Annotated in this window: 21 protein-coding genes and 1 pseudogene; 11 read left to right on the top strand and 11 right to left on the bottom strand. The window is 74.9% G+C overall.

Going from position 1 to position 24,187, the window contains the following annotated elements; all coding sequences use genetic code 11:
* Positions 1-42: 42 nt before the first annotated feature.
* Entirely contained in the window at positions 43-447 is a 405-nt protein-coding gene (locus tag ACFVGO_RS05175; protein ID WP_359898703.1) for a nuclear transport factor 2 family protein, read from the top strand.
* Positions 448-475: 28 nt separating this feature from the next.
* Here ACFVGO_RS05175 and ACFVGO_RS05170 read toward each other — a convergent pair whose 3' ends face one another.
* Complete coding sequence (locus ACFVGO_RS05170; RefSeq protein ID WP_380630895.1) at positions 476-1,453, bottom strand: pseudouridine synthase; 978 nt, start codon at positions 1,451-1,453, stop codon at positions 476-478.
* A gap of 263 nt (positions 1,454-1,716) precedes the next feature.
* On the opposite strand from ACFVGO_RS05170, the gene ACFVGO_RS05165 reads away from it, so the two are divergent.
* Together ACFVGO_RS05165 and ACFVGO_RS05160 are read left to right on the top strand one after the other, a co-directional pair.
* A complete protein-coding gene (locus ACFVGO_RS05165; protein ID WP_359898707.1) occupies positions 1,717-2,808 on the top strand; it encodes a PP2C family protein-serine/threonine phosphatase in 1,092 nt (363 codons plus the stop codon).
* Between the two features lie 144 nt (positions 2,809-2,952).
* Positions 2,953-3,342, top strand: coding sequence for a DUF3224 domain-containing protein (locus ACFVGO_RS05160; RefSeq protein WP_380349641.1), 390 nt, complete (start codon positions 2,953-2,955; stop codon positions 3,340-3,342).
* A gap of 98 nt (positions 3,343-3,440) precedes the next feature.
* On the opposite strand, the gene ACFVGO_RS05155 is transcribed toward ACFVGO_RS05160, so the two are convergent.
* The gene (locus ACFVGO_RS05155; RefSeq protein WP_380349766.1) at positions 3,441-4,271 is read right to left on the bottom strand and encodes a poly-gamma-glutamate hydrolase family protein; all 831 of its coding nucleotides are present in this window, start codon (positions 4,269-4,271) and stop codon (positions 3,441-3,443) included.
* A 197-nt stretch (positions 4,272-4,468) separates the two neighbouring features.
* On the opposite strand from ACFVGO_RS05155, the pseudogene ACFVGO_RS05150 reads away from it, so the two are divergent.
* A pseudogene (locus tag ACFVGO_RS05150) lies at positions 4,469-5,182 on the top strand (DUF5995 family protein); the annotation flags it as partial.
* Positions 5,183-5,361: 179 nt separating this feature from the next.
* Here the strand turns inward: ACFVGO_RS05150 and ACFVGO_RS05145 are convergent.
* A complete protein-coding gene (locus ACFVGO_RS05145; RefSeq protein WP_380349638.1) occupies positions 5,362-6,801 on the bottom strand; it encodes a GuaB1 family IMP dehydrogenase-related protein in 1,440 nt (479 codons plus the stop codon).
* A gap of 376 nt (positions 6,802-7,177) precedes the next feature.
* On the opposite strand from ACFVGO_RS05145, the gene ACFVGO_RS05140 reads away from it, so the two are divergent.
* Both ACFVGO_RS05140 and ACFVGO_RS05135 read left to right on the top strand, forming a co-directional pair.
* The gene (locus ACFVGO_RS05140) at positions 7,178-8,647 is read left to right on the top strand and encodes an SDR family NAD(P)-dependent oxidoreductase (protein ID WP_359898860.1); all 1,470 of its coding nucleotides are present in this window, start codon (positions 7,178-7,180) and stop codon (positions 8,645-8,647) included.
* A gap of 21 nt (positions 8,648-8,668) precedes the next feature.
* Positions 8,669-9,130, top strand: a complete 462-nt coding sequence (locus ACFVGO_RS05135; protein ID WP_380349635.1) for an NUDIX hydrolase — start codon at positions 8,669-8,671, stop codon at positions 9,128-9,130.
* Between the two features lie 35 nt (positions 9,131-9,165).
* Here the strand turns inward: ACFVGO_RS05135 and ACFVGO_RS05130 are convergent, their stop codons facing one another.
* From ACFVGO_RS05130 to ACFVGO_RS05120, 3 genes are read right to left on the bottom strand one after another with little or no spacing between them, the layout of a single operon-like run.
* Positions 9,166-11,400 carry an FtsX-like permease family protein gene (locus ACFVGO_RS05130; protein ID WP_380349633.1) on the bottom strand — a complete coding sequence of 745 codons (2,235 nt, stop codon included), beginning with the start codon at positions 11,398-11,400 and terminating at the stop codon, positions 9,166-9,168.
* On the bottom strand, positions 11,397-12,089 hold the full coding sequence (locus tag ACFVGO_RS05125; protein WP_380630894.1) for an ABC transporter ATP-binding protein: 693 nt from the start codon (positions 12,087-12,089) through the stop codon (positions 11,397-11,399). The genes ACFVGO_RS05130 and ACFVGO_RS05125 overlap by 4 nt, the downstream gene beginning before the upstream one ends.
* Positions 12,086-12,610, bottom strand: coding sequence for a PadR family transcriptional regulator (locus ACFVGO_RS05120; protein ID WP_359898720.1), 525 nt, complete (start codon positions 12,608-12,610; stop codon positions 12,086-12,088). Before ACFVGO_RS05120 ends, ACFVGO_RS05125 begins: the two co-directional genes overlap by 4 nt.
* Before the next feature lie 407 nt (positions 12,611-13,017).
* On the opposite strand from ACFVGO_RS05120, the gene ACFVGO_RS05115 reads away from it, so the two are divergent.
* Positions 13,018-13,674 (top strand): DUF3592 domain-containing protein, encoded by a 657-nt coding sequence (locus tag ACFVGO_RS05115; protein WP_359898722.1) that lies wholly within the window; start codon positions 13,018-13,020, stop codon positions 13,672-13,674.
* 21 nt (positions 13,675-13,695) lie between these two features.
* Here the strand turns inward: ACFVGO_RS05115 and ACFVGO_RS05110 are convergent, their stop codons facing one another.
* The 3 genes from ACFVGO_RS05110 to ACFVGO_RS05100 all read right to left on the bottom strand — a co-directional run bounded on the left by ACFVGO_RS05110 (position 13,696) and on the right by ACFVGO_RS05100 (position 15,757).
* Complete coding sequence (locus tag ACFVGO_RS05110) at positions 13,696-14,130, bottom strand: hypothetical protein (protein ID WP_359898724.1); 435 nt, start codon at positions 14,128-14,130, stop codon at positions 13,696-13,698.
* 98 nt (positions 14,131-14,228) lie between these two features.
* Entirely contained in the window at positions 14,229-14,906 is a 678-nt protein-coding gene (locus ACFVGO_RS05105) for a YoaK family protein (RefSeq protein ID WP_359898726.1), read from the bottom strand.
* Between the two features lie 116 nt (positions 14,907-15,022).
* Entirely contained in the window at positions 15,023-15,757 is a 735-nt protein-coding gene (locus tag ACFVGO_RS05100; protein WP_359898728.1) for an MgtC/SapB family protein, read from the bottom strand.
* Between the two features lie 463 nt (positions 15,758-16,220).
* Between ACFVGO_RS05100 and ACFVGO_RS05095 the strand changes: the two genes are divergently transcribed.
* From ACFVGO_RS05095 to ACFVGO_RS05080, 4 genes are all read left to right on the top strand, one after another.
* Complete coding sequence (locus ACFVGO_RS05095; protein ID WP_380349624.1) at positions 16,221-17,021, top strand: ABC transporter ATP-binding protein; 801 nt, start codon at positions 16,221-16,223, stop codon at positions 17,019-17,021.
* The gene (locus ACFVGO_RS05090; RefSeq protein ID WP_380630893.1) at positions 17,018-19,759 is read left to right on the top strand and encodes an FtsX-like permease family protein; all 2,742 of its coding nucleotides are present in this window, start codon (positions 17,018-17,020) and stop codon (positions 19,757-19,759) included. The genes ACFVGO_RS05095 and ACFVGO_RS05090 overlap by 4 nt, the downstream gene beginning before the upstream one ends.
* Positions 19,760-20,120: 361 nt before the next feature.
* Complete coding sequence (locus ACFVGO_RS05085; protein WP_359898734.1) at positions 20,121-20,492, top strand: BlaI/MecI/CopY family transcriptional regulator; 372 nt, start codon at positions 20,121-20,123, stop codon at positions 20,490-20,492.
* A complete protein-coding gene (locus ACFVGO_RS05080; RefSeq protein WP_380630892.1) occupies positions 20,489-21,436 on the top strand; it encodes a M56 family metallopeptidase in 948 nt (315 codons plus the stop codon). The genes ACFVGO_RS05085 and ACFVGO_RS05080 overlap by 4 nt, the downstream gene beginning before the upstream one ends.
* A 250-nt stretch (positions 21,437-21,686) precedes the next feature.
* On the opposite strand, the gene ACFVGO_RS05075 is transcribed toward ACFVGO_RS05080, so the two are convergent.
* Complete coding sequence (locus ACFVGO_RS05075) at positions 21,687-22,706, bottom strand: acetamidase/formamidase family protein (protein WP_380630891.1); 1,020 nt, start codon at positions 22,704-22,706, stop codon at positions 21,687-21,689.
* On the bottom strand, positions 22,703-24,172 hold the full coding sequence (locus ACFVGO_RS05070) for an APC family permease (protein WP_380630890.1): 1,470 nt from the start codon (positions 24,170-24,172) through the stop codon (positions 22,703-22,705). Before ACFVGO_RS05070 ends, ACFVGO_RS05075 begins: the two co-directional genes overlap by 4 nt.
* Positions 24,173-24,187 lie beyond the last annotated feature (15 nt).

Here is a 24,187-nt window from a genome sequence, read left to right as displayed (position 1 = left end):
CGAGCGGGACGGCCCCGCCCGGACGAACCGCAGGAGCCCACCGTGCAGCACCCCGACGCCCGCACCGTCGTCACCGACTACGTCACCCTCCTCGCGGCGGGCGACCGCGAGGCCGCGATCGCCCTGTTCGCCGAGGACGCCACCTGGAGCTACCCGGGCGGCCTCCCGCTCTCCCGCACCTGGCACGGCAAGCAGGAGATCTTCGGGGACTTCCTCGGCCGGGTCGGTGCCCTGTTCGCCGCCGACGGCCTGCCGGTCATCACCCTCACCCACGTCCTCGCCGACGGCCCGCAGGCGGTGGCCGAGTGGACCACCGTCGGCACGGCCGCCAACGGCGCCGCGTACGAGAACCACTGCCTGGGGGTGTTCACCGTGACGGACGGCCTGATCACCGCCGTCCGCGAGTACCTGGACACCGACCACGTGGCCCGGACGCTGCTGGCCTGACCGCGGCCCGCTCCGCGCGGACCGCCCCTCAGGGCCTGTGAACGTCCTGGGACCCGGTCGCGGCGCCGTCGGCCCAGCCGTGGGGGTCGGTCCAGGCGGCCAGCGTGCGGCGGGTCTCGAAACGGCGCTCGCGGCCGGTCAGCGGGTCGGTGAACTCGACGGTCGACGCGAGCAGCTGCAGCGGGCCGCGGAAGTCGTCCGGGGCCGGCTCGGGCAGCACCACCGGGTAGACCGGGTCGCCGAGGATCGGCAGTCCGAGGCCGCACATGTGCAGCCGCAGCTGGTGGGTGCGCCCGCTCAGCGGCCGCAGCCGGTAGCGGGCCAGGCCGTCGCGGCGCTCCAGCAGGTCGATCCGGCTCTCGCTGTTCGGCGGGGCGTCGATCTCCCGCGCGGCGATCACCCCGCGCTCCTTGACGATGTGGCTGCGCACGGTGCGCGGCAGGCTCAGCTCCGGGTCGTACGCGGCGATCGCCCGGTACTCCTTGCGCACCAGGCGGTCCCGGAACAGCGTCTGGTAGGCGCCGCGGTCCTCCGGGCGGACGACGAACATGGCCAGGCCAGCGGTGAGCCGGTCCAGGCGGTGGGCGGGGCTGAGCGCGGGCAGGTCGAGGCTGTGCCGCAGCCGGGACAGCGCCGTCTCGGCCACGTGCCGGCCGCGCGGGGTGGTGGCCAGGAAGTGCGGCTTGTCGACGACCACCAGGTGCTCGTCGCGGTGCAGCACGACCAGCTCGAAGGGGACGCGCACCTCCTCGGGCCGGTCCCGGTGGAACCAGAGGTGGGCGCCGGGCCGGAACGGCTCCGCCGGGGCGACGGGGCCGTGCTCGCCGACGATCTCGCCGTCCCGCAGGGCCGCGTCGATCCGCTCGGCCGGGACGGCGGGCAGCCGGTCCACCAGGTGGTCCCGCACCGTCGGCCAGGGGCCTTCGAGCGGCAGCCGGAGGTGCACCGGGTCCACGCCGTGGCGCTGCGGAAGGGGGGAGGCCGGTCGGCGGCTCTTGCGTCTCATCTCCCGGCCCAGCGTAGTGCGCGCCGGCGCGCGGCCCGCGGCCGAGGTGCTGACCCGGGTCCGGGCGGGGACAGTGGACCGGAGGCCCTCGTTCCGCCGGGGGCCTCCGACCGTACGCCGGGCGGCCGGCGGACCGGGGTGCGGCCGGACCGACCCGGCCGGACCCGCCCCGACCGACCGACCGACCGATCAGCAGACCGACCGGCCGGACCACCCCCGGGATCGACCCGCCGGAGCGACCGACCGGCACCACTGGAGGACGCGTGACCGCCGACGGCCCGGACGGGGTGCCGCCGCTGCACCTGCCGAGGCGGACCCGGCTGCTGCTCTACGGCGCGCTCCTGCTGCTGGTCGCCGCCGTCGTGGCCGCACTGGCGATCGGGCCCGGAACCACCCTGGCCCCGCTGCTCGCGGTGGCCCCGGTGCTGGCCGGCGCGACCACCCGGCGGGCCCGGGTACCGCTGCTGGTCGGTGCGGTGGCGCTGCTCACCGTCGGGCTGCTGGAGTCGGCCAACGCGCAGCTGCCGCTCTCGGTCCGGATCAGCGTGCCGGTCACCGTCCTGGCCTCGACCCTGGCCAGCGCCGCCAGTGTCGTCCTGGTGGCGGCCCGCGAACGGGAGCTGTTCCAGGTCCGGACGGTGGCCGAGGCGGCGCAGCGGGCCCTGCTGCGCCCGCCGCCGGAGCGGATCGGGCCGTTGCGCGTGGCGGTGCGGTACGTGGCGGCGGCCGCCGAGGCGCGGATCGGCGGGGACCTGTACGCCGTGGTGGAGACCCGCTTCGGGGTGCGCATCCTGCTCGCGGACGTCCAGGGGCACGGGCTGCCGGCGGTGGAGACGGCGGCGGACGTCCTCGGGGTGTTCCGGGAGGCCGCCCGGACCGAACCCGATCCCGGCCGGCTCGCCGAGCGGCTGGACGCGGCGCTCGCCGCCCGTCCGTCGGACGAGGGGCGGTTCGCCACCGCGCTGCTGCTCGACGTGGCGGCGGACCGGGGGCCGGTGCGGCTGGTGAACTGCGGCCACCCGCCCCCGCTGCTGCGCCGGGCGGGCCGGGTGAGCGAGCTGGAGCCGCCGTTCCCGGCGCCGCCGCTGGGGCTGCTCGGGCTCACCGGCGGCGGGTACCCGGACCGGCGCTTCGAGCCGGAGCCGGGTGACGTCCTGCTCCTGCACACCGACGGGGTGTCCGAGGCCCGGGACGCCGGGGGCCGGTTCTACCCGATCGCGGAGCGGCTGCCCGGCCTGCACGGCGGCTCGCCGGCGGACCTGCTGGACGCCGTGCTGGAGGACGTCGGCGACTGGGTCGGGGCCACCGGGCTGGCCGACGACGCGGCGGTGCTGGCGATCCGCTGGGAGCCGTGACCGGGCCGCTCCGGCGGCTCCGGCTGCTCCGGCGGCTCCGGCGAGCGGCCCGGACGCGATTGTCAGAGGGGTGTGCAAGGCTCGGTTCGCGGTCGGCGGGGAGCCGACCGCCCAGCAGTGGACGGTCGACGAGGGGACGGTGCCATGGGGAACAGGGCGAGCGGGTCGTTCGAGCTCACCGCGTTCGAGCCGGTGGAGACGGAGGAGCGGGAGGGCGCGGCCTTCGGGCGGGTCCGGATCGCCAAGACCTTCACGGGCGGGCTGAGCGGGGCGAGCGAGGTGCGGATGCTCTCCGTCACGGGCCCCTCCGGCAGCCCGGCCTCGTACGTCGCGGTGGAGCACGTGACGGGTGAACTGGACGGGCGCGCGGGCTCGTTCGTGCTCCAGCACACGGCCTGGGACGCCACCGGCACGACGATACGCGTGGTGCCGGGCACGGGCGCGGGCGAGCTGGCCGGGATCACCGGGGAGTTCCGGCTGGCCGTCGACGGGTCCGGCACCCACACCTACGTCCTGGAGTACGAGCTGGGCTGACGCCACGTCCTGGCGTACGAGCCGGGCTGACGCCGGCCGCGCGCGCCGCGGCCGGCTGCCCAGCTGCCCAGCTGTCCGACTGTCCGGCTGTCGGCCCGTCAGAGGACGGGCTGGCCCGCTTCCAGCCGCCGGATCGCGGCCCGGACCGCGGTCGCAAAGCTCCAGAACAGCGGCAGGGTGTTGGTCGCCCGGTCGGCGCGGGTGTTCTTGCCCGGGGCGAACATCGCGGCCCGCAGCTCGGTGGTCATCTCCAGCTGGGCGCCCATCCCGAGCAGGCTGCGGTTGCAGATGTTCTCCGGGGAGATGCCCGCGATCTCCTCCTCGCCGGAGGCGGTCACCGCCCGGATGCCCGCCGCCGCGAACTCCTCCATCAGGTACTGGCGGAGGGTGGCGTTCAGGCCGCCGACCAGCACGGCCTGGGCACCGGCCTCCAGGCCGGCCTGGGCGGCGGTGCAGCCGTGCAGCGACACCACGTTGAGGCTGCCGCCGCACATCGCCCGGGCCACGCCGTCGTCGCAGTGGGTCGAGGTGACGTGCAGCTCGCTGTTGTTGGAGGAGCGCAGGCCCTCGAACATCCAGAAGTCGTGCGTCGGCCCGGCGGCCGGCGTCGGCGCGAGATCGGCCGGGTGGTAGCCGGCGACGGCCAGGCAGAGTTCGGAGGTGCCGACCTCGATGCCGCCGCCGTGCGGGGCGATGACGGTCGTCCGGACGACGGACGTGCGGCCCTGCAGGCTCTGGTCGTCCATCAGGTGCCGGCGGTAGCGGCGGCCGTAGTCCACGCCCTCGACCACGGTCGGGCTGGCGTAGAGGGCCGTGTTGGAGGGGTACAGGTCGGCGGCGGCGCTCGCGGGGGTGCTTCCCACGACGGCACCGAGGGTGCCGAGGGCCGGGGCCGCGGCGAACGCGGCGATGAGGGTTCGTCGGTTGATCACGGCAGGGATGATGGCAGGAGGTGGGGGATCGGCAAAGCCCCTGCAACGTCATGACCGAATACGTGCCGTGCCGCGGACGGAATCAGCCTGATCGTGTGACACCGGCTCGACGGGCTCGTGCTGCGTCCACCGGGCACCCGCCCGCGCTGTCACGATGATGCGATCAGTGCACGATCGGCATCGGAGGGTGGCGCATGCCCGGCACGACGGTGGATCGTACGACGGCAGCGGGGGCGCGGGCGGCCACGAGGACGGCCGCGGTCGGGCGGGTGATCGACCGGCTGCGGCGGATCGGGGCGGGGCTGCCCCCGGCCGACGGGGTGGCGGTCTTCAACCGGATCTACCTCACCGTGACGCAGGCGGTCCGCGACCGGCTGGACCGCGGGTGCTTCGTCGACCCGCGGGCGACGGCCGAGCTGGACGTGGTGTTCGCCGGGTACTACCTGCGGGCCGTGGCCGCCGACGCGGCCGGACGGGAGCCGCCCGCCTGCTGGCGGCCGCTGTTCGCGCTGCGCGCCCACCCGGGAGTGCACCCGCTGCAGTTCGCACTGGCCGGGATGAACGCCCACATCCAGCACGACCTGCCGCTGGCCGTCGTGGACACCTGCCGCCGCCGGGGCTGCGAGCCCGCCGCCGTCGAGGAGGACTACCACCGGATCAACCGGGTGCTGGCCGAGGTGGAGACGGCCGTCCGGGAGCAGCTGATGCCCGGGCCCGATCTGCTGGAGCTCGCCGAGCCGCTCCCCCACCTGCTCGGTGTCTGGTCGGTCGGGGCCGCCCGGGAGGGCGCCTGGAGCGCCGTGGAGGCGCTGTGGGAGCTGCGGTACCTGCCGGGCGCGGCCCGGGCCTTCGCCGCCGCGCTGGACGGTTCGGTCGGACTGCTCGGCCGCGCCCTGCTGCTCCCGCTCGGAGCACTGCTCCCACCCGGGTCGGGCGCCGGGCCGGACGGCGTGCCGAGCACCGGGCCGGACGGCGTGCCGGGCACCGGGCGGCAGGCCCCCGTGACGGCCGCGGCCGCCCGGCTCCCCGAGGCGAGGAACCGGACGGCCGGCGGTACGGACGCGGGCGCGGCGGGCGCCGGCGGCGATCAGGCCCAGCTGGAGTGCAGCGGCTTGCCCTCGGCGTAGCCGGCCGCGCTCTGGACGCCCACGATCGCCTTCTCGTGGAACTCCTCCAGGCTGGCGGCGCCCGCGTAGGTGCAGGAGCTGCGGACGCCCGCGATGATCGAGTCGATCAGGTCCTCGACGCCCGGGCGGGCCGGGTCGAGGAACATCCGGGAGTGCGAGATGCCCTCCTCGAACAGCGCCTTGCGGGCGCGGTCGTACGAGGAGTCCTGGGCGGTGCGGTTGCTCACCGCACGGGCCGAGGCCATGCCGAAGCTCTCCTTGTACTGGCGGCCGTCGGCCGCGGTCTGGAGGTCGCCCGGGGACTCGTAGGTCCCGGCGAACCAGGAGCCGATCATCACGTTGGAGGCGCCGGCGGCCAGCGCCATCGCGACGTCGCGCGGGTGGCGCACGCCGCCGTCCGCCCAGACGTGCTTGCCGAGCCGGCGCGCCTCGGCGGCGCACTCCAGGACGGCGGAGAACTGCGGCCGGCCGACGCCGGTCATCATCCGGGTGGTGCACATGGCGCCGGGGCCGACGCCGACCTTGAGGATGTCGGCGCCCGCCTCGACCAGGTCGCGGACACCGACGGCGGAGACCACGTTGCCGGCCACGATCGGGACCTGCGGGTCCAGTCCGCGCACCGCGCGCAGCGCGCTGATCATGGACTCCTGGTGGCCGTGCGCGGTGTCGACCACCAGCACGTCGGCGCCGGCCTCGATCAGCGCCTCGGCCTTGCCCGCGACGTCGCCGTTGATGCCGACGGTGGCGGCGATCCGCAGCTTGCCGGCCGCGTCCACGGCCGGGGTGTAGAGGGTGGCGCGCAGCGCGCCCTTGCGGGTGAGGAGGCCGACCAGCCGGCCCTCGCCGTCCACGACCGGGGCGAGCTTGCGGTGCGCCTCGGTGAGCCTGTCGAAGGCGGTCCGCGGGTCGATGCCCTCGTCCAGCACCAGCAGCTCGCGGGACATGATGTCGGCCAGGCTGGTGAAGCGGTCCACGCCCTGGCAGTCGGACTCGGTGACCACGCCGACCGGCCTGCCGTCCTCGACCACCACGAGGGCGCCGTGGGCGCGCTTGGGCAGCAGCGAGATGGCCTCGGCCACGGTGGCGCCCGGGGCGAGCGTGATGGGGGTGTCGAAGACCAGGTGGCGCTGCTTGACCCAGGAGACGACCTCGGCGATGACCTCGGTGGGGATGTCCTGCGGGATGGCGACCAGGCCGCCGCGGCGGGCGACGGTCTCGGCCATCCGGCGGCCGGCGATGGCGGTCATGTTGGCCACGACCAGCGGGATGGTGGTGCCGGTGCCGTCGTTCGAGGAGAGGTCCACGCCCTGCCGGGAGCCCACGGCGGAACGGCTGGGGACCATGAAGACGTCGTCGTACGTCAGGTCGTACGAGGGCTTGAGGTCGTTCAGGAAGCGCATGAAGAAGGGCTCTCTGGCTGGGGGATACACCTCGGGTGCGGTTGCGGCGATGCCGCCGGAGCGCACTCGGGCGCCCGGCACCCAGCATTCGATTCTCCGTGAGGGCGGGGTCAAAAGCCAGTTCGAGGAGCTTTGCTGGGGCTGTCCACAAACCGTGATCAATGCTCCGCGCGTAGACATGGAGGATCATCCAAAGACCCCCTCCGACGTCCGGTTTTCGCCCCGGTCCGGACCGCTCCCGTAGCATTCACGCGGTAACGGGCATGGCTTCACGCGTGTGGGCGTGGCGAACGGGAAAGCGGCAGCAGGCGTGAGCATCGGGCAGACGGACATCGAACAGACGGACATCGCGCGGCCGGACCTCGCGCCGGACGGGATCGGGGACGCCGAGGAGATCGACTACGGTCCCGGCCTCGACCCCGAGCGGCTGAAGCTCTGCCTGGAGGTGATCGCCGAGCTCGACGAGCTGCACGTGGACCACCCGGACGCGATCACCGTCCGCCAGGCCGTCGGCGGCATATTCCGCACCCTGAAGCAGCGTCGCCGCCAGGAGACCCGGGCCCGCAAGACCGCCAACGACCGCGAGGTCACCGCCCGCACCGCCACCGGTGCGCCGAGCCGGATCGACGACGAGACGGCCGGCGCCTTCGGCCTGACCACCGTCACCACCACCGAGATCGCCGGCATCCTGGAGCGCCCGCGCTCCTGCTACACCTGCAAGCAGCGGTACGTCGAGGTCGACGCCTTCTACCACAACCTCTGCCAGAGCTGCGCGGTCAAGAACCGCGCCCGCCGGGACGCCCGCGCCGACCTCACCGGCAAGCGCGCGCTGCTCACCGGCGGCCGCGCCAAGATCGGGATGTACATCGCGCTGATGCTGCTGCGCGACGGCGCCCACACCACCATCACCACCCGCTTCCCGAACGACGCGATCCGCCGCTTCAAGGCGATGCCGGACAGCGCCGAGTGGATCCACCGCCTCAAGATCGTCGGCATCGACCTGCGCGACCCGGCCCAGGTGCTGGCGCTGGCCGACGAGGTCGCCGCCGACGGCCCGCTGGACATCCTGATCAACAACGCCGCGCAGACCGTGCGCCGCCCGCCGGAGTCCTACCGCGAGCTGGTGAACGCGGAGTCCGCGCCGCTGCCGGCCGGCGAGCTGCCGCAGGCCACCACCATCGGCCGCTTCGGCAGCGGCAGCGTCGACCTGCCCGCACTCCCCCACCAGGCGGGCGGCGACGTGGAGCGGATCACCGCCGAGGACGTCACCTCGCTGGCCCTGGTCACCGGCTCCGCCACGCCCGCCCGGATCGCGGCCGGCACCGCGATCGACGCCGGCGGCCTGGTGCCCGACCTCGCGGACACCAACAGCTGGGTGCAGACCGTCTCGGAGGTCGGCCCGATGGAGCTGCTGGAGGTCCAGCTCTGCAACTCCACCGCGCCGTTCATCCTGATCAGCCGGCTGCGCCCGGCGATGGCCGCCTCCTCGTCCCGCCGCAAGTACGTGGTCAACGTCTCCGCGATGGAGGGCGTGTTCGCGCGCGGCTACAAGGGCGCCGGCCACCCGCACACCAACATGGCCAAGGCCGCGCTCAACATGCTCACCCGCACCAGCGCGGAGGAGATGTTCCAGTCCGACGGCATCCTGATGACCGCCGTGGACACCGGCTGGATCACCGACGAGCGCCCGCACCCGGACAAGATGCGGCTCGCCGACGAGGGCTTCCACGCCCCGCTCGACCTGGTCGACGGCGCGGCGCGGGTGTACGACCCGATCGTGCGCGGCGAGGCCGGCGAGGACCTGTACGGCTGCTTCCTCAAGGACTACGACCGCGCCAACTGGTGACCTGCTGAAGGAGATGGCGAGTTGAGCACAGCACCGACCGCACCGCTGCTCGGCGCGGGGATCATCGTGCCCACCGGGGACGGCCGGGTGCTGATCGGCCGCCGGACCACCGCCGACGAGCCGCCCACCTGGAGCCTGCCCGGCGGCAAGGTCGACCTCGGCGAGTCCTTCGAGCGGACCGCGGCCCGCGAACTCGCCGAGGAGACCGGCATCGTGCTGCCCGCCGAGGAGATGCGGGTGCTCGCCGTCCACCTCGACCACGAGCTCGGCCGGCCCCGGCTGACCGCGGCCGTGCTGGCGCCGCCCAGCCTGGCCGAGGCCGTGGTCACCGAGCCGCACGCCTGCGCCGGCTGGGAGCGCTTCCCGGTGGACGCGCTGCCGGAGCCGATGTTCTACCCGTCCGCGCTGGTCCTCGGCAGCTGGCTGCCGGGGCTGTCCCCGCGGGTGCGGGCCGGGACGCACGGCTACCCCGTCGCCCGCTGAGGGCGGGCGGCGGGGCAGCCCCCGGGCCGGGGCGGTCAGCCGTTGCGGGCCGCCTCCGGCCCGGTGATCCGCTTCAGCAGCGGCAGGGTGGAGGCGATGATGCCGAGCGAGGCGACGATGCCGAAGCCGGTCAGTCCGTAGTACGTCAGGTCCGGCGACACCAGGTCGTAGCCCATCTGCGCCGTGAGGAACATCGCCGCCGCGGCGAAGCCGGTACCGATCGCGAGCGCCGAGACCACCAGCAGCGGCAGCGCGCTCTCCAGCCCGACCACCCGGCGCAGCAGCCGCAGCGGTGCGCCGGTCAGCCGCAGCATCGCGAACGGCCTCCTGCGGTCGGACAGTCCGGCGACCACGCTCACCGCGAGGCTGCACCCGGCGACCGGCAGGGTGGTCAGCAGCACCACGTTCGCCAGCTGCCGCCAGCCCTGGAGCTTCTTCTGCCCGCCGGAGGCCCAGTCCTCGGCCAACCGCGGCTCGTAGGTCGGGAACTCCTTCATGAACAGCGTCCGCAGCTGCTCCTTGGCCGCCTCGGCCCCGTCGGTGGTGGCGTAGAGCATCCGCACCGGAAGTTCGGCCACCTCCGCCGCGGGGATCTGCGCGGCCGGCCACTCGTGCTGGGAGGCGTCCAGCAGGTCGACGAACTGGAACGGGTCGACGGCCGCGACGGCGGCTCCGGGCGCGCAGTGGCCGACCACGGGGATCTGCGCGAGTTCCGAGCAGTTCACCAGGCTGGGCACCATCCGTCGCTCGCCCCGCTGGTACGCGCCGATCCCGGCCGGGTTGTCGTGCACCAGGGCGATCCCCCGGAACCCGGGGACGGCCCGGGCCTGCGCCAGCACGCGATCGGGCACCGAGGGCAGCGGGGTCGCGTCCTCCCGGTTGCCGAACGGGGTGGCCACGATCGCCTTGCGCACCTCGGGGGCGCCGTCCAGCATGCCCTGGTTGGCGTTGATGGTGCTCATGATGGCCAGGGTCCCGGTGGTCACGAACAGCGCCAGCACCAGGCCGGCGACCGAGCGGAAGCCCGCCCTCGGGTCGTCCGACAGGCGGCGCATCGCGATCAGCGAGGCCGGTCGGCTGGTCCGCCGGGCCACCGCCCGGGCGGTCGCCATGGTGAGCCACGGACCGGCGATCACCAGGCCGAGCATGACCAGGACGAAGCCGCTGAGGTACGCCAACGACTGCCCGTTGGTGGTCTTCGGATGGTCGCCGACGAAGTAGCCGAGCTCGGCGAGACCGGCCACCAGCGGCGCCAGCCGCCACGCGCTCGGCGGCTTCGGGGTGACCCGGCGGGAGACCCCGAGCGGCGAGATGGTGACCCGGCGCAGCGCGAACCGGGCGGCGAGCGCGGCCGCCGTCGGCACGCCCAGCACCACCCCGGCCACCTGCGGCAGGGTCAGGCTCAGGTCGGAGGCGAAGAAGCGGTCGCCGGTGAACGGCACGTCGGCCACCAGCGGTTTCAGCGCGACGTACAGGCCGAAGCCGACGGCCGTGCCGAGCACCGCCGCCACCGTGGACTCCACCGCCGAGATCACCGACACCTGGCCGGGCGTCGCCCCCACCAGGCGCATCGCGGCGTAGCGCTGCTCGCGGGTGGCGGCGGACAGCCGGGTCGCGGTGCCGATGAAGATCAGCACCGGGAAGATCAGCGCCGCCGCGACCACGGTGAGGACCAGCAGGAGCGCGTCGCCGTGCACGCCCGCGCCGTAGCAGTCGCGGGAGCAGTCGGCGGGCATCGCGGTGGCGATGCTCGTGACGGTGGTGGGCCTCGGCCGCGCCCTGACCTCGTCCACCGTGCGGCCGACGACCACCACGAGGCTGTCCGGGGAGGGCAGCCCGGCGTCGGCGACGGTGCCGACCAGCCGCCCCGGGAAGCGGTCGGCCAGTTCGACGGCCGGGGTGTCGCGCAGCAGCTTCTCCAGTGCGGGCGAGGCGTAGTACTCGCCGGGCGCGGGCAGCCGGCTCAGGCCGGGCGGCAGCGGCGAGGTGGGACCGGTCGGGGCGACATCGGCCCGGAAGACGGTCCTCCCGCGGTAGTAGTCCGCCCGGGCGCCCCACCAGAGCGGGTCCGCCGTGGTGGCCGCGGTCGCGTCCTTGACGCCCGTGTTCATCCAGAGCTGCCGCGCGTTGGCGCGGCCGATCGCGTTGACTCCGGAGCAGGTCGACAGCAGCAGCCCGACCCCGACCGCGACCGCCGCCGCGATCATCAGCAGCCGGGCCACCGCCTCCCGGCCGCCGCTGACGGCCAGTCGGAGCGAGAAGGCGATCACGGGGCCACCGTTCCGGCTCCGGCCGAGAGCGTACGGGCCCTGCCGTCGCGGACGACCGCCTCGCGGTCCGCGTACGCGGCGACCCGGGCCTCGTGGGTGACCAGGACGACGGTTGTGCCCTGCTCCTTGGCCGAGGCGACCATCAGCTCCATCACCTGCTCGCCGGTCAGCGAGTCCAGCGCGCCGGTCGGCTCGTCGGCGAACAGCACCTGCGGGCGGGCCACCAGCCCGCGGGCCAGCGCGACCCGTTGCGCCTGACCGCCCGACAGCTCGCCGGAGCGGCGCTCCTCCAGGCCGTCCAGGCCGAGCCGGGCGAACCAGGGGCGGGCCTGGGCCAGCGCGGCGGAGCGGCGCACGCCGTTCAGCAGCAGCGGCAGCGCGACGTTCTCCTCGGCCGTCAACTCCGCTACCAGCTGGCCGAACTGGAAGACGAAGCCGAACCTGTCCCGGCGCAGGGCGCTGCGCCGGGCCTCCGGCATGGTGTCCAGGCGCTGCCCGTCGAACAGCACCTCCCCCGCGTCGGGCACCAGGATGCCGGCCAGGCAATGCAGTAACGTCGACTTGCCGGAGCCGCTGGGGCCCATGATGGCGAGCACCTCGCCGGCCTGGACGGACAGGCTGGCCCCGCGCAGGGCGGGGGTCTCCCCGAAGGCGAGGGCGATGTCCCGGGCCTCGATCACGGCGGTCACGCGTTCACCTCCGCGGCGAGCGCGTCCAGGCGGGCGGCGGTGAGGTCGATCCAGCGCAGGTCGGCCTCCAGGTGGAACAGGCCGTGGTCGGCGAGCAGGGCGTCCACCAGGGCGCCGGTGCGGCGCAGTTCGGTGAGTTCGCGCATCCGGCGCAGGTGGGCGGCGCGCTGGGTGTCCAGGTAGTGCTCGGCGTCGCGGCCCAGCATCAGGGCCAGCACCACCTTGGTGAACAGCACGGACTGGAGGTTGGGCTCGGGTGCGACCGGTTCCCGCAGCCAGGTCTCGAACTCGGTCGCCCCGGTCTCGGTGATGACGTACCGCTTGCGCTCGGGCCCGTCGCCGGGCTCCGCCTCGCCGGCCATCACCTTGCCGTCGCGGGCCAGTCGGCCGAGGGTCGCGTAGACCTGACCGTACGGAAGGGGCTTGCCGCGGCCGAAGAGGGAGTCGTAGTCGCGCTTGAGGTCGTAGCCGTGGCTGGGCTCACGCTCCAGCAGCCCCAGGAGGGTCAAAGGAACACTCATGGAGGGAAACATACACCCGGCGTATACCCCGAGTGTATATCCGGGCAGAATACAGCCATGACCTGGGACGTCGTCAGCTTCCCTGCGGGGCAGGGGCGGAGAGCGGGCAGGTGCCGGGCACGGCACAGGCAGGGGGTGACCCCACGACCACCCCCTGCCCCCTACCTCGACCCGGCGCCCCCACGGCCGAACCGGGCCACGGCCGCGCCCAAGCACCGGGAGGGCGCCGCCGCTCCCCAGCCTGCCCGGACCGCCCGGCGAATGCCGAGGGTCGAACGTCCCGACCGCGGGGCCGAGCGGCCCTGGCGATCCTCCGGGCGCGCACGAGTCTTGTGCGCGGAGGCCCGCCGGGGGGACATTGGGGCGGGAACCACCCCGCGCCCCCGCGTCCCTGAGGAGCCCTCACCGTGTCCAGCACACCCCGTCCGGCCCGGCCCGCGTCGCTCCCCCGACGCGCCGGCCGACAGCTGCGGCGGGCCCTCGGTGCCCGGCACGAGCCGCTCGTCCGCCCCCTCGACCGCTCCCGGGCCCGCGCCTGGCTGTCCGCCCTGCTCGGCGCGGTGCTCGCGCTCGCCCTCGCCGCGGGCGGCTCCCTGCTGCTCTACCGCTCCACCGCCCACCTGGCCGACACCGACCGCGCACGGCTGCAGCAGGTCGACGCCGTGGTCCGCGGCGTCCCGGACCGCGCCACCGCCGCCGGCAGCCGCTTCGCCGGCGGCTACAGCAACCGGATCGACGCCGACGCGGCCTGGACCGCCCCCGACGGTACCCGGCACGTCGGCACCGTCCAGGCCCCGCACTCCGCCGTCACCGGCAGCCACGTCCCCGTCTGGGTCGACCCGGCCGGCGCCGTCTCCGCTCCCCCGGCCGACCGCGCGGCCCTCGCGGTCTCCGCCGCCTGCACGGGCGCCGGAGCCCTCCTCGCTCTCCTGGCCCTGCTCGCGCTCGCCCTCCGGCTGCGCCTGCACGCCCTCGACCGCCGCGCCGAGACCGCCTGGAGCACCGGCTGGGCCCGCCTCGAACCCCGCTGGAGCGGCCGCGCCGGCCACCGCAGCGAGGACTGACCGGGCCCGGGGCCCGGCCCGTCAGTCGCCGGTGACGCCCCAGAAGTAGAGGCCGTCAGGAGCGCCGTCCGGCCCGTAGGTGACCGTGCAGCAGCCCGAGCCCCGGAAGGAGGGCGGGAAGTCGATGTCACCCACGCCCTTCTCCTCGGCGGCGCGGACGATGTCCAGCGAAGGCCGGCCGGTGCCGAACAGCTCCACGACCTCGGCACCCTCCACCACCCGGACGTCGCCGTGGTCCTCCTCGTCGACGGCGCAGTGGACCACGGTGACCACGTCGAGCACGGAGTGGGCTCCCTGCTCGTCGAGCCGGCCGGAGACCATGAGCTCCGCGAGCGATCCGAGCCCCTCCTCCCGGTAGGACTCGTCCTCGCTGAAGACCTTCTCCCTCAGCGCGTCCAGGGCGGCCTGGAGGTCCTCCCGGTGGGGAACCGCGTACGACCAGGCGCTGGCGCCCATGCAACTCCCCTGTCCCTCACGACGATCCGCAGGCCGCGGCCTGCCGGGACGACAGCGTACCGGGAGGACCGCGGCTCCGGGGGGCCGTCGCCGCCCGGTCAGCGGGGGCGGGTCCAGGCCGGGGCGGGGGTGGACCCGGCCGCGCGGTGGGTGAGGGCGGCGACGGCGAGGAGCAGCGCGAGGGCCAGGGCGAGGGCGAGCGGGACGTTCGCACGGAGGACGAGGACGGCGCCGAGGAGGGCGCCGGCGAACATCCAGACGGCGGAGGCGAGGCGGCGGGGGCCGGTGCGGTCGGCGGCCAGGGCGGTGATGGTCATGGTGAGCACGGTGGTGGTCAGGTCGGGCACCTTCAGGGCGCGGACCACCGCGTTCTGGCCGCCCATGGCGAAGCCGAGCAGCCCGATCAGGGTGTAGCGGGCCGGGTCGCCGGTGTGGCCGGCCACGGCCGCCAGCACGGTGGCCGCCGCGACCAGCGCCGACTGGACGGCGACGGCGACGGTCAGCAGGTGGCCGCGGTGACCGGGCAGGCGACGGGCGAGGTGACCGCCGGCCAGCGCGCCGAGCAGGAACGCGGCGAGGGCGGCCAGCGAGGCGGTGGCGGAGAGGTTGGCCGCACCGGCCAGGGCGAAGCCGAGGAACACCACGTTGCCGGTCATGTTGGCGACGAAGACGTGGCCGAGTTCGAGGTAGCTGACCGCGTCCACCACTCCGGTGACCACGGTCAGCACCAGCAGCATCGGAACCAGCGGCCCGTGCTCGGGGTCGGGGGTCGGCATCGGGCCTCCAGTCGGTTCGGGTGGGGTCGGGCGGCGGTTCCGGGGTGTGCCGGGCCTTCGGCGCCACGGCGGCACGGCGGCACGGCGACAGCTCTACGGTGTTCGGCGCTACGGCCTCAGGCGAGCGCCGGGTTGCCGGGGTCCTCCGGTTCGTCCTCCAGGTGCCAGTGCAGGTCGCGCACGCCCGGCTCCAACGACAGCCGGGTGACGACCTGTTCGAGCGCCGGGGCGACCGACCCGGTGATCGCGACGGTGGCCCGCAGGCTGGTGGCGTCCCCGCTGTCGGTGCGGCGGGCCCGCAGACCGGTCGGGGCGAGTCCGGAGGCGGCGAGGGCCTGGAGCAGCAGGGCCCGGATGTGGGTCTCGGACTTGCGGTCGCACTCCAGGTGGATGGTGGCGCGGCTGGTGGAGTCCGGGTCGCTGCCGGACTGCGGGGCCCGGTCGAGCAGTCGCCCGGCCGGGCGCAGCACCAGGTGGACGGCGAGCACGGCGAGCGTGCCGAGGACGGCCAGCTGCAGTTTGCCGGCGGCGGCCAGCACCCCGACGGCGGCCGAACACCACAGCGTGGCCGCGGTGTTGAGGCCGCGCACGCCGGCGCCGTCGCGCAGGATGACGCCACCGCCGAGGAAGCCGATGCCGGAGACGACGTACGACGCGACCCTGGTGGGGCTGCCGGTGTCGACGACGGCCTCGCTGTAGAGCACGAAGAGGGTGGCGCCGGCGGCGACCAGGGCGTTGGTGCGCAGGCCGGCCATCCGGGCCCGCCACTGGCGCTCGACGCCGATCAGCGCGCCGCAGGCGACGCCGGTGGCGAGCCGGACGAGGAAGTCGACGGTGGTCAGGGTGTGCACGACGGCACCTCCTTCACGGGAGGAGGGGACGGACGGGTGGCGAGCCGCCGCCCACCGACCGTCCGTGCGGGGCGGGCGGTGACGTGCGGTCGGCACCGCCGACGGTTCGGCGCGCGGTCTTGACGACCTCGATGATGGCCATCGCCCCCGCGGCCGACGGGTAGGCGCGCAGGGCGGTCGTACCGACCCCCCGCCGGTTGCCGCACACGGGGCTGACCGCGCGTCGGGTGACGCGCTCGGCGACACGACACGGCACGGACCCCCGAGCGGTGAACCGCGAGCCGCGAGCCGCCCCGAGCATAGACCGCCCCCGAACGACCCGGGCCGGGTTTTCGCCCACATCCTCGACAGCTTTGTAGAAGTTTGACCGACCCCGATCGCCCCCGCCGGAGAACCATCCGGAAACCTCCGGGAACCACCCCGCCGCGCAGCACGTCCTCCGGCATATATAGTTCACCGACATATGCAGTTGAGCAGCTCACGAGGGGGAAGTGTGTCCCACACCGATCCGACCCGGCCCGCACCCGTCCTGCGCCTGGCGGGCGTCACCCGCGTCCACGGGCGGGGCGCCGCCGAGGTGCACGCCCTGCGCGGCATCGACCTGGCCGTCCACCCGGGCGAGTTCGTCGCCGTGATGGGCCCGTCCGGCTCCGGGAAGTCGACCCTGCTGACCCTGGCCGGCGGGCTGGACCAGCCCAGCGACGGCGAGGTGCTGGTGGAGGGGGTCGCGCTCGGCGGCCTCGGCCGCGGCAGGCTCGCCGACCTGCGGCGGCGCTCGATCGGGTACGTCTTCCAGGACTACAACCTGATCCCGGCCCTGACCGCCGCCGAGAACATCTCCCTGCCGCGCGAACTCGACGGCGTCCCGGGACGCCGAGCCCGCCGCGAGGCGCTGGCCGCCCTGGAGGAGCTGGGCATCGGGGAACTCGCCGACCGCTTCCCGGACGACATGTCCGGCGGCCAGCAGCAGCGCGTCGCCATCGCCCGGGCCCTGATCGGCGAACGCCGGCTGGTGCTCGCCGACGAGCCGACCGGCGCCCTCGACTCGGCCACCGGCGAGGCGGTGCTCGCCGTCCTGCGCGCCCGCTGCGACGCCGGCGCCGCCGCCATGATGGTCACCCACGAAGCGGCCCACGCCAGTTGGGCGGACCGGGTGGTCCACCTGCGGGACGGCGCGGTCGCCTCGGAGACCCCCGGCCGCCGGTCCTCCGCCCGCCTCGCCGCGGTGCACCCGACCGGCGTGCTCGGCGAGGTGGCACCGTGAGGATCGGAGCCTGGCGGGTCGCCCTGCGCATCGCCCGCCGCGACGCCCTGCGGGCCAAGGGCCGCAGCGCGCTGATCGCCGCCATGATCGCACTGCCCGTCCTCGGCGTCACCGGCGCCGACGTGGTCCACCGCAGCGGGCAGCTGACCCCGGCCGAACGGGTCGAGCGGGTGGTGGGCGGCGCGGACGCCCTGGTCACCTCGCTCGACCCGGGCCAGACGGTCGAGCAGGCCCCGATCGCCGAGGACGGCGCCTTCTCCGTCCAGCCCCGCCCCGGGGAGCAGCCGACGGCCGAGCAGGCGAAGGGCGCGAGCACCGACCCGGCCGCCCTGGTCGCCTCCCTGCTGCCGCCCGGCAGCGTGCTCACCCCGGCCCGGCCCGGTCCGGAGGCCGGCGCGACCTCGCCCGAGGGCCTGGTCCGCACCCTCACCACCGAGGCCGATCTCGGCGACCCGGTCTGGCGCGGCCGGCTCGACCTGGTCGAGGGCCCCGCGCCGAGTGCCCCGCACGAGGTGGCCGTCACCCGGGCCTTCCTGGACCGCTCCGGGCTCCGGCCCGGCGCCACCACCACCGTCCAGGGCCTGGAGGGCACCACCTTCACCATCACCGGTGTCGTGGAGCACCCGGGCGAGCTGGGACGGGTCGAACTCGTCGCCCGGCCCGGCGAGTTGGTCGACCCGCTGAACACCGCGCTGGCCGCCGCCGGACCCACGGCGCAGAAGCCCTCGGCCGCCCGGTCCGCCTGGCTGGTCCGGCTGCCGGCCGGCGCCCCGCTCGGCTGGTCCGAGGTGCAGCGGTTCAACGCCCACGGCTACACGCTCACGGCACGCTCGGTGGCGCTCTCCCCGCCGCCGGAGCAGGCCGTCCCCTACTACCGGGACGCCCACCGCTACAGCGACCCGACGGCCGCCAACAACACCAGGATGGTCGTCGCCACCGTCACCGGCCTGGCCCTGCTGGAGGTCGCCCTGCTCGCCGGGCCCGCGTTCGCCGTCGGCGCCCGCCGCTCGCGCCGCCAGCTCGCCCTGCTCGGCGCGGCCGGCGGGAGCCGTGCCCACGTCGGTGCGGTGGTGCTCGGCGGCGGCCTGGTCCTCGGCGCGGCCGGAGCGGTGGTCGGCGTGGTGCTCGGCACCGCGGTGGTCGCCGTGCTGCGGCCGTGGATCGAGCAGATCGGCGGCGCGCGCTTCGGCCACTTCGCCGTACCGCCGCTGGACCTGATCGCCATCGCCGGGATCGGCCTGGTCACCGCGCTGCTCGCGGCCGCGCTGCCCGCGCTGCAGGCCGCCCGGCGCAGCGTCACCGCCGGGCTGACCGGCCGGGACACCGTCCGCGGACCCAACCGCCTGGTCACCGTGTCCGGCGTCGCACTGCTCGCCCTCGGCGCGGTGCTCGCGATGTACGGCGCGGCCTCGGTGCAGCGCGACCAGCCGGGCGTCGGCGGCTACGACACCCGTACCCTCACCGTGCTCGGCGGCTCGGTGATCGCCGAACTCGGCCTGCTGCTGTGCACCCCGATGCTGATCGCGCTGATCGGCCGGGCCGCCGGCCGGCTGCCGCTCGGCCCCCGGCTGGCTCTGCGCGACTCCGCCCGGCACCGCTCGCGCACCGCTCCGGCGGTGGCCGCGGTGATGGCCGCGGTGGCCGGGGCCGTCGCCATCGGCGTCTACACCACCAGCACCGACGCCGAGAACCGGCGCGACTACCGGCCCCAGGCCCCTTACGGCGCCGTCCAGTTGACCAGCCACGTCGAGGGGCCCAGGCTCGCCGAGGAGCGCGCCGAGCTGGAGAAGCAGCTGTCCGGGCTCGGCCCGCGCGGCGACCTCGGCCAGGTTGAGTACCGCTTCTGCGACAACTGCGCCAGCACCGTCCAGCTCAAGGGCCCGCCGGAGCGGCGCGGCCTGGGCGCACCGCCGCACCTCGCCACCGGTGACGCGACCGTGCTGCACAACCTGTTCGGCATCCATGACCCGGCTGCCGAACAGGCGCTGGCCGCAGGGAAGCTGCTGGTCTTCGACCGGGCCCTGGTGGGCGCCGACGGCAAGGCCGTGATGATCCTGCGCGGCGGGGGCGGCGCTCCGCTGCAGCCCGGCGAGATACCCAAGCCGGACCTGCAGGAGGTCCCGGTCGACGCGGTGCTGGTGGACAACCCGGCCGCCGCCGACTTCGCCCAGGGCCTGGCACTGCCCTCCGCGCTGCCCGGACTCGGGCTCGCCGCCCGGCCGACCGGCTCGGTCTGGCTGCCCGCCACCCCGCCCGACCGCAAGGCGCAGCAACGGGCCGAGGCGGCCGCCGCCCGGCTGGACCGCTTCTCCACGCTGGAGGTGGAACGCGGCTACCAGCCGAAGAGCGACGCGCTCACCCTGGCGCTCACCGGCTTCGCCGGACTGGTCGTGCTCGGCGCGGCCGGGATCGCCACCGGCCTGGCGGCCGCCGACTCCCGGCAGGACCAGGCCACCCTGGCCGCGGTCGGCGCGCCGCCGCGGATCCGGCGGAGCATGGCGGGCCTCCAGTGCACGCTGATCGCCCTGCTGGGCGCACTGCTCGGCGCGGTCAACGGCTTCGTGCCGGCGGTGGGGCTGCTGAAGTCCCGGGCTGGCGGGTTCGGGGCCAAGCCGGCGCTGATCACCGCGCCCTGGGGCGAACTGCTGCTGATCGTGCTGCTGCTGCCGGTGGTCGCGGGGCTGCTCGCGGCGCTGTTCACCCGCTCCCGCATCCCGCTCGGGCGGCGGCTGTCCTGAGTCCCGGGCGGGTGGCCGTCCTGGGGTGTGTCCGACGATTCCAGCCCTGGCGGGCGGCTTCCGACACGGCTTGCACACCCGCCGACCACCACCTGGGCACCACCCGCGGCGGGAAGGAGGGGGCCGTCCGCCTCCCCCCCCCCGCAGAGAGCGCGTGATCCTACCTTGCCCTCCTGGGCCGTCCCCGTGCCCTCCTTTTCCGTTCCCATCCCCTCCTGGGCCCTGTTAGCCTCCCCCTGCGCCCCCCCTCTCCCCCCCCCTCTTCCTCTGTTTGCCCCCCCCCCGGCGCTCGCCGTACCATGGGCCGCGTTCCGGCGGGCGAAAGGCGCCGGTGGTCGGCTCGGCGAGGGAGAAGAGGGCGGTGCTACGGGGCTTCGGCGATCTGGAGGCCGAGATCATGGACCGGTTCTGGTCCTGGGGCCGGCCCGCCACGGTGCGCGAGGTGGTGGACGACCTCCAGCGGGAACGGGCGGTCGCGTACACCACCGTCACCACGGTCGCGGACATCCTGCACACCAAGGGCTGGCTGCGCCGCGACAAGGTCGGCCGCGCCTGGGTGTACGAACCCACCTGCACCCGCGAGGAGTACACCGCCCGGCTGATGCACCAGGCGCTGGAGACCACCCCCGACCGGGCGGGCGCACTGCTCCACTTCGTCGACCGGATCAGCGGGGACGAGGCCTCGGCCCTGCTCGCCGCCCTCGAACAGGTGAAGTCCCGGGGCCCTGAGTGACCCTCGCGGTGCTCTGCCTCCACCTGCTGGTGACCGGCGTCCTGCTGCCCCGCCGGCTGGCCGGCTCCGTCCGGCTCCAGGCCCGTCCGGCGGCGGGCGCGGCGCTCTGGCTCGCCCTGATGGCCTCGTTCACGGTGGCCCTGCTGCTCACCGCGCACCACGCGGTGGAGCCCTTCGCCCACCGGCCGGCCGGACTGCTCGGGCTGCTCGGGTTGCTCGACCTGCTCGGCCTGTTCGGGCACCCCCCGCACGGCGAACCGGCCGGGCCGGGTCTGCCGCACACCCACGACTGGTGGCTGCTCACCGTCGGCGGGGCCCTGTTCGCCGCGCTGGTGACGGCCGTCGGTCTGCGCACCGGACGGGACCGGCGACGGCATCGGGCGGTACTGGACGTGGTCGGCGTACCGGACCGGCGCTGGGACGCGCTGGTGCTGGAGCACGGCCGACCGACCGTCTACTGCCTGCCCGGGCGCCGCTCCCGGGTGGTGCTGTCGCGCGGGGCGTTGCGGCTGCTGGACGAGCGGCAGCTCGCGGCGGCCGTCGCGCACGAGCACGGGCACATCCGCGGCCGCCACCACCTGTTCCGGCTGCCGGCCGACACCTTCGCGCTGCTGCTCGGGCCGCTGCCGCTGGCCCGGCTGGGGCGCTCCGAGGTGGCGCTGCTGCTGGAGATGGCGGCGGACGACGCGGCGCTGGAGCGGGCTTCGCGCGACGAACTTGCGTCCGCCCTCTGCGCGTTGGCGACCAGCGGCCCGGATCCGGCCGCTGGGGCCGGGAACGGGAACGGGGCCGGCGGGGCCCTGGGGGTGGCGTCCACCGGGGTGCTCGCCCGGGTCCGGCGGCTGGCCCGGCCGGGGAGCGGACGGCGCCGGCCGGTCTGGCGGTTCGGGGTGTCGGTGCTACCGCTGCTCCCGTACCTGCTGGTCTGCGCGCCGCACCCCTGAGACATCCCGGGGCTCCCCCGCGGGCCCGTCGGCGTGGGGGTGCCGACGGGCCCCGGGTGGGGGTGGTGGGGGTCCGTGGGATTTGCCGGGACTTTGACCCGCGCGGGCGAACCCGCGGGTCGGAGTCGTGCGTCCGGGCCCGCACGTCCGGACCGGTACATCCGGACCGGCACATCCGGACCAGTACGTCCGGGCCAGTACGTCCGGGCCGATGCGTCCGGTTCCGCGGGCCCGGACCGGCGGGGCGCCGCTACCGGTGCCGCAGGTACGCCCCGGCGGTCTCGCGCAGGCGGTCGTGCAACCCGTCGTAGGCGCGGGCCCGGCCGAGCAGGTTCTTCGGCAGCTTGGCGACCATCGTGTAGTTGGTGTCGCAGACGTTCGCCGCCGGAGCCAGCCCGGCCTGACTGACCAGCTGGTAGGCGTCGAGCCGGTCGAGGCCGAGCAGTTCGCCGGTCCAGCCGACCAGGTCGTGCTGGCTGATCCGGAACGCGTCCTCCAGTGGACGGGCCGAGCCGGTGCTGATCAGGAAGTCGTCGTTCTCCAGCCGGGGCCAGGCCGGGCCGCCGCCCTTGATCAGGTCGACGATCACGGTGGTGCGCATCGCCGCCTCCACCGCCGTGCCGCAGACCTCGCCCTCGCCCTGACGGGCGTGGCCGTCGCCGATGGCGAGCAGGCCGCCCTCGGCGTTGACCCGGAAGTAGGCGGTGGTGCCGGCCCGCATCTCGGGGGTGTCCAGGTTGCCGCCGTGCGCGCCCGGGGTGATGGAGGCCAGCACCTCGCCGGCCGCCGGGGCGACGCCGACCGTGCCGTGCATCGGGTCGAGCGGCAGGTCCACCGTGAAGTCGCCGGTGCGGGCCCGGAACCGGCAGACGCCCGACTTGACGTCCAGGTCGTAGACCCAGACCCGTTCCTCCAGGGGCGGGTGGAGCATCGCGGTGGAGTGGGTCGCGGTCAGCGCGCCGAAGTGCGGGAAGGTGCTGGAGATGCCGTACTCCCGGGCCGGGGTGATCTCCACGAAGTGCACCGCGAGGACGTCCCCGGGCTCGGCGCCGGCCACCGCGATCGGGCCGGTGACCGGGTTGAGGTAGGGGAAGACGCACACCTGGCTGGGCAGGTCGCCGGTGCCGCGCACCTTGCCGCCGAAGCAGTCCTCGGTGGTCAGCTCGATGACGGTGCCGGGCCGGACGGTGACCAGCGGGGCGCGGCCGCCGAAGGTGTAGGCGTAGTCCTCCGGGGTCGGGTTCAGCCGGACGATCTCGGGCAGGCTCACTTCTTCTCCTTGGCGGTGGCGGCGTTCGGGGCGGCGGCGGTGGCGGCAGCACCGTCGGTGGCGGAATCGTCGGTGGCGGAATCGGCCTCGGCGACGGCCAGCCGGGGCTTGCGCCCGGTCGCCGTCAGCCCGGCGAGCACGATCCCGCCGACGAGCAGCCAGACGAAGCCGAGCCGCTGGGCCGCGATGTTGGCGTTGACGACCACGTACGCGAGGATCGCGAAGCCGAGCGCCGGGGCGATCAGGTGCCGCCAGTAGTCCTTGCTGCGCCTGCGGACGAGGTAGTGGACGACCACGGCGACGTGCAGGACCAGGAAGGTGGTCAGCGCCCCGAAGTTGACCAGGGTGCTGAGCAGGGTGATGCCGTCCTCGCGCGAGGCCATGAAGAGGCCGAGCACCAGCGAGATCCCGGCGGTCAGCAGGGTCGCGTTGACAGGCACCCGGCGGGTGGGGTGGATCCGGGCCAGGAAGGCGGGCAGTTGGCGGTCGCGGGCCATCGCGTACAGCAGCCGGGAGGTGGCCGCCTGGGCGACCAGCGAGTTGGCGAAGCCCCAGGCCACGGCGGTGGAGGCGGCGGTCAGCGTGGCGAGCCAGCCGCCGGCGGCGGTGCGGGCCGCGTCGTAGAAGGCGGTGCCGTTCGGGTCGCCGTCCCGGATCAGCGCGTCGGGGTCGGCGACCAGCAGCGAGGCGACCCAGGTCTGCACGATGAACAGTGTGCCCGCGAGCAGCAGTGCGGCGACCATGGACCGGCCGATGGCCTTGGCGGAGTCGCGGTTCTCCTCCGAGAGGGTGGAGATGCCGTCGAAGCCCAGGAAGCTGAGCACCGCGATCGAGACCGCCCCGAAGGCCAGGCTCCACGAGAAGGTGTGCGGGTCGTACAGCGGGGTGAAGTCGAAGCCCCGGCCCTTGCCGTTGGCCAGGGCGATGACCCCGACCACCACGAACAGGGCCAGCACGACGAGTTCGCCGATCAGCATCGCCTTGTTGACCCGGTTGGTGGTCTCGATGCCGAGGTAGTTGACCACGGTGTTGAGCAGCACGAAGCCGATCAGCCAGAGCCAGACCGGGACGGACGGCACCAGCGAGTTCATGGCCACGCCGGCGATCAGGTAGAGCAGTCCGGGCACCAGCACGTAGTCGAGCAGGATCATCCAGCCGGACAGGAAGCCGACCGGGGCGGCGATGCCGCGGCCCGCGTAGGTGTACACCGAGCCGGCCATCGGGAAGGCCCGGGACATCTGGGCGTACGACAGGGCGGTGAACATCATCGCCACCATGCCGAGGACGTAGGCCAGGGCGACCATGCCGCCGGAGCCCTGGAAGACGCCGCCGAAGATGCCGAACGGTGCGATCGGCACCATGAACACCAGCCCGTAGACGAGCAGGTCGGTGAAGCCGAGCGAACGGCGCAGTTCCTGCTGGTAGCCGTAGCTCTCGATGCCCTGGGGCGCGGGTGTGTCGGCCATGGTGCTCTCTCTCCG

Source organism: Kitasatospora sp. NPDC057738, from assembly GCF_042798815.1.
In the GTDB taxonomy this organism is placed as follows: Bacteria; Actinomycetota; Actinomycetes; order Streptomycetales; family Streptomycetaceae; genus Kitasatospora; species Kitasatospora lactacystinica.
Note: the sequence above shows the minus strand (reverse complement) of the source record. Positions and strands in the feature narration are given on the sequence as shown.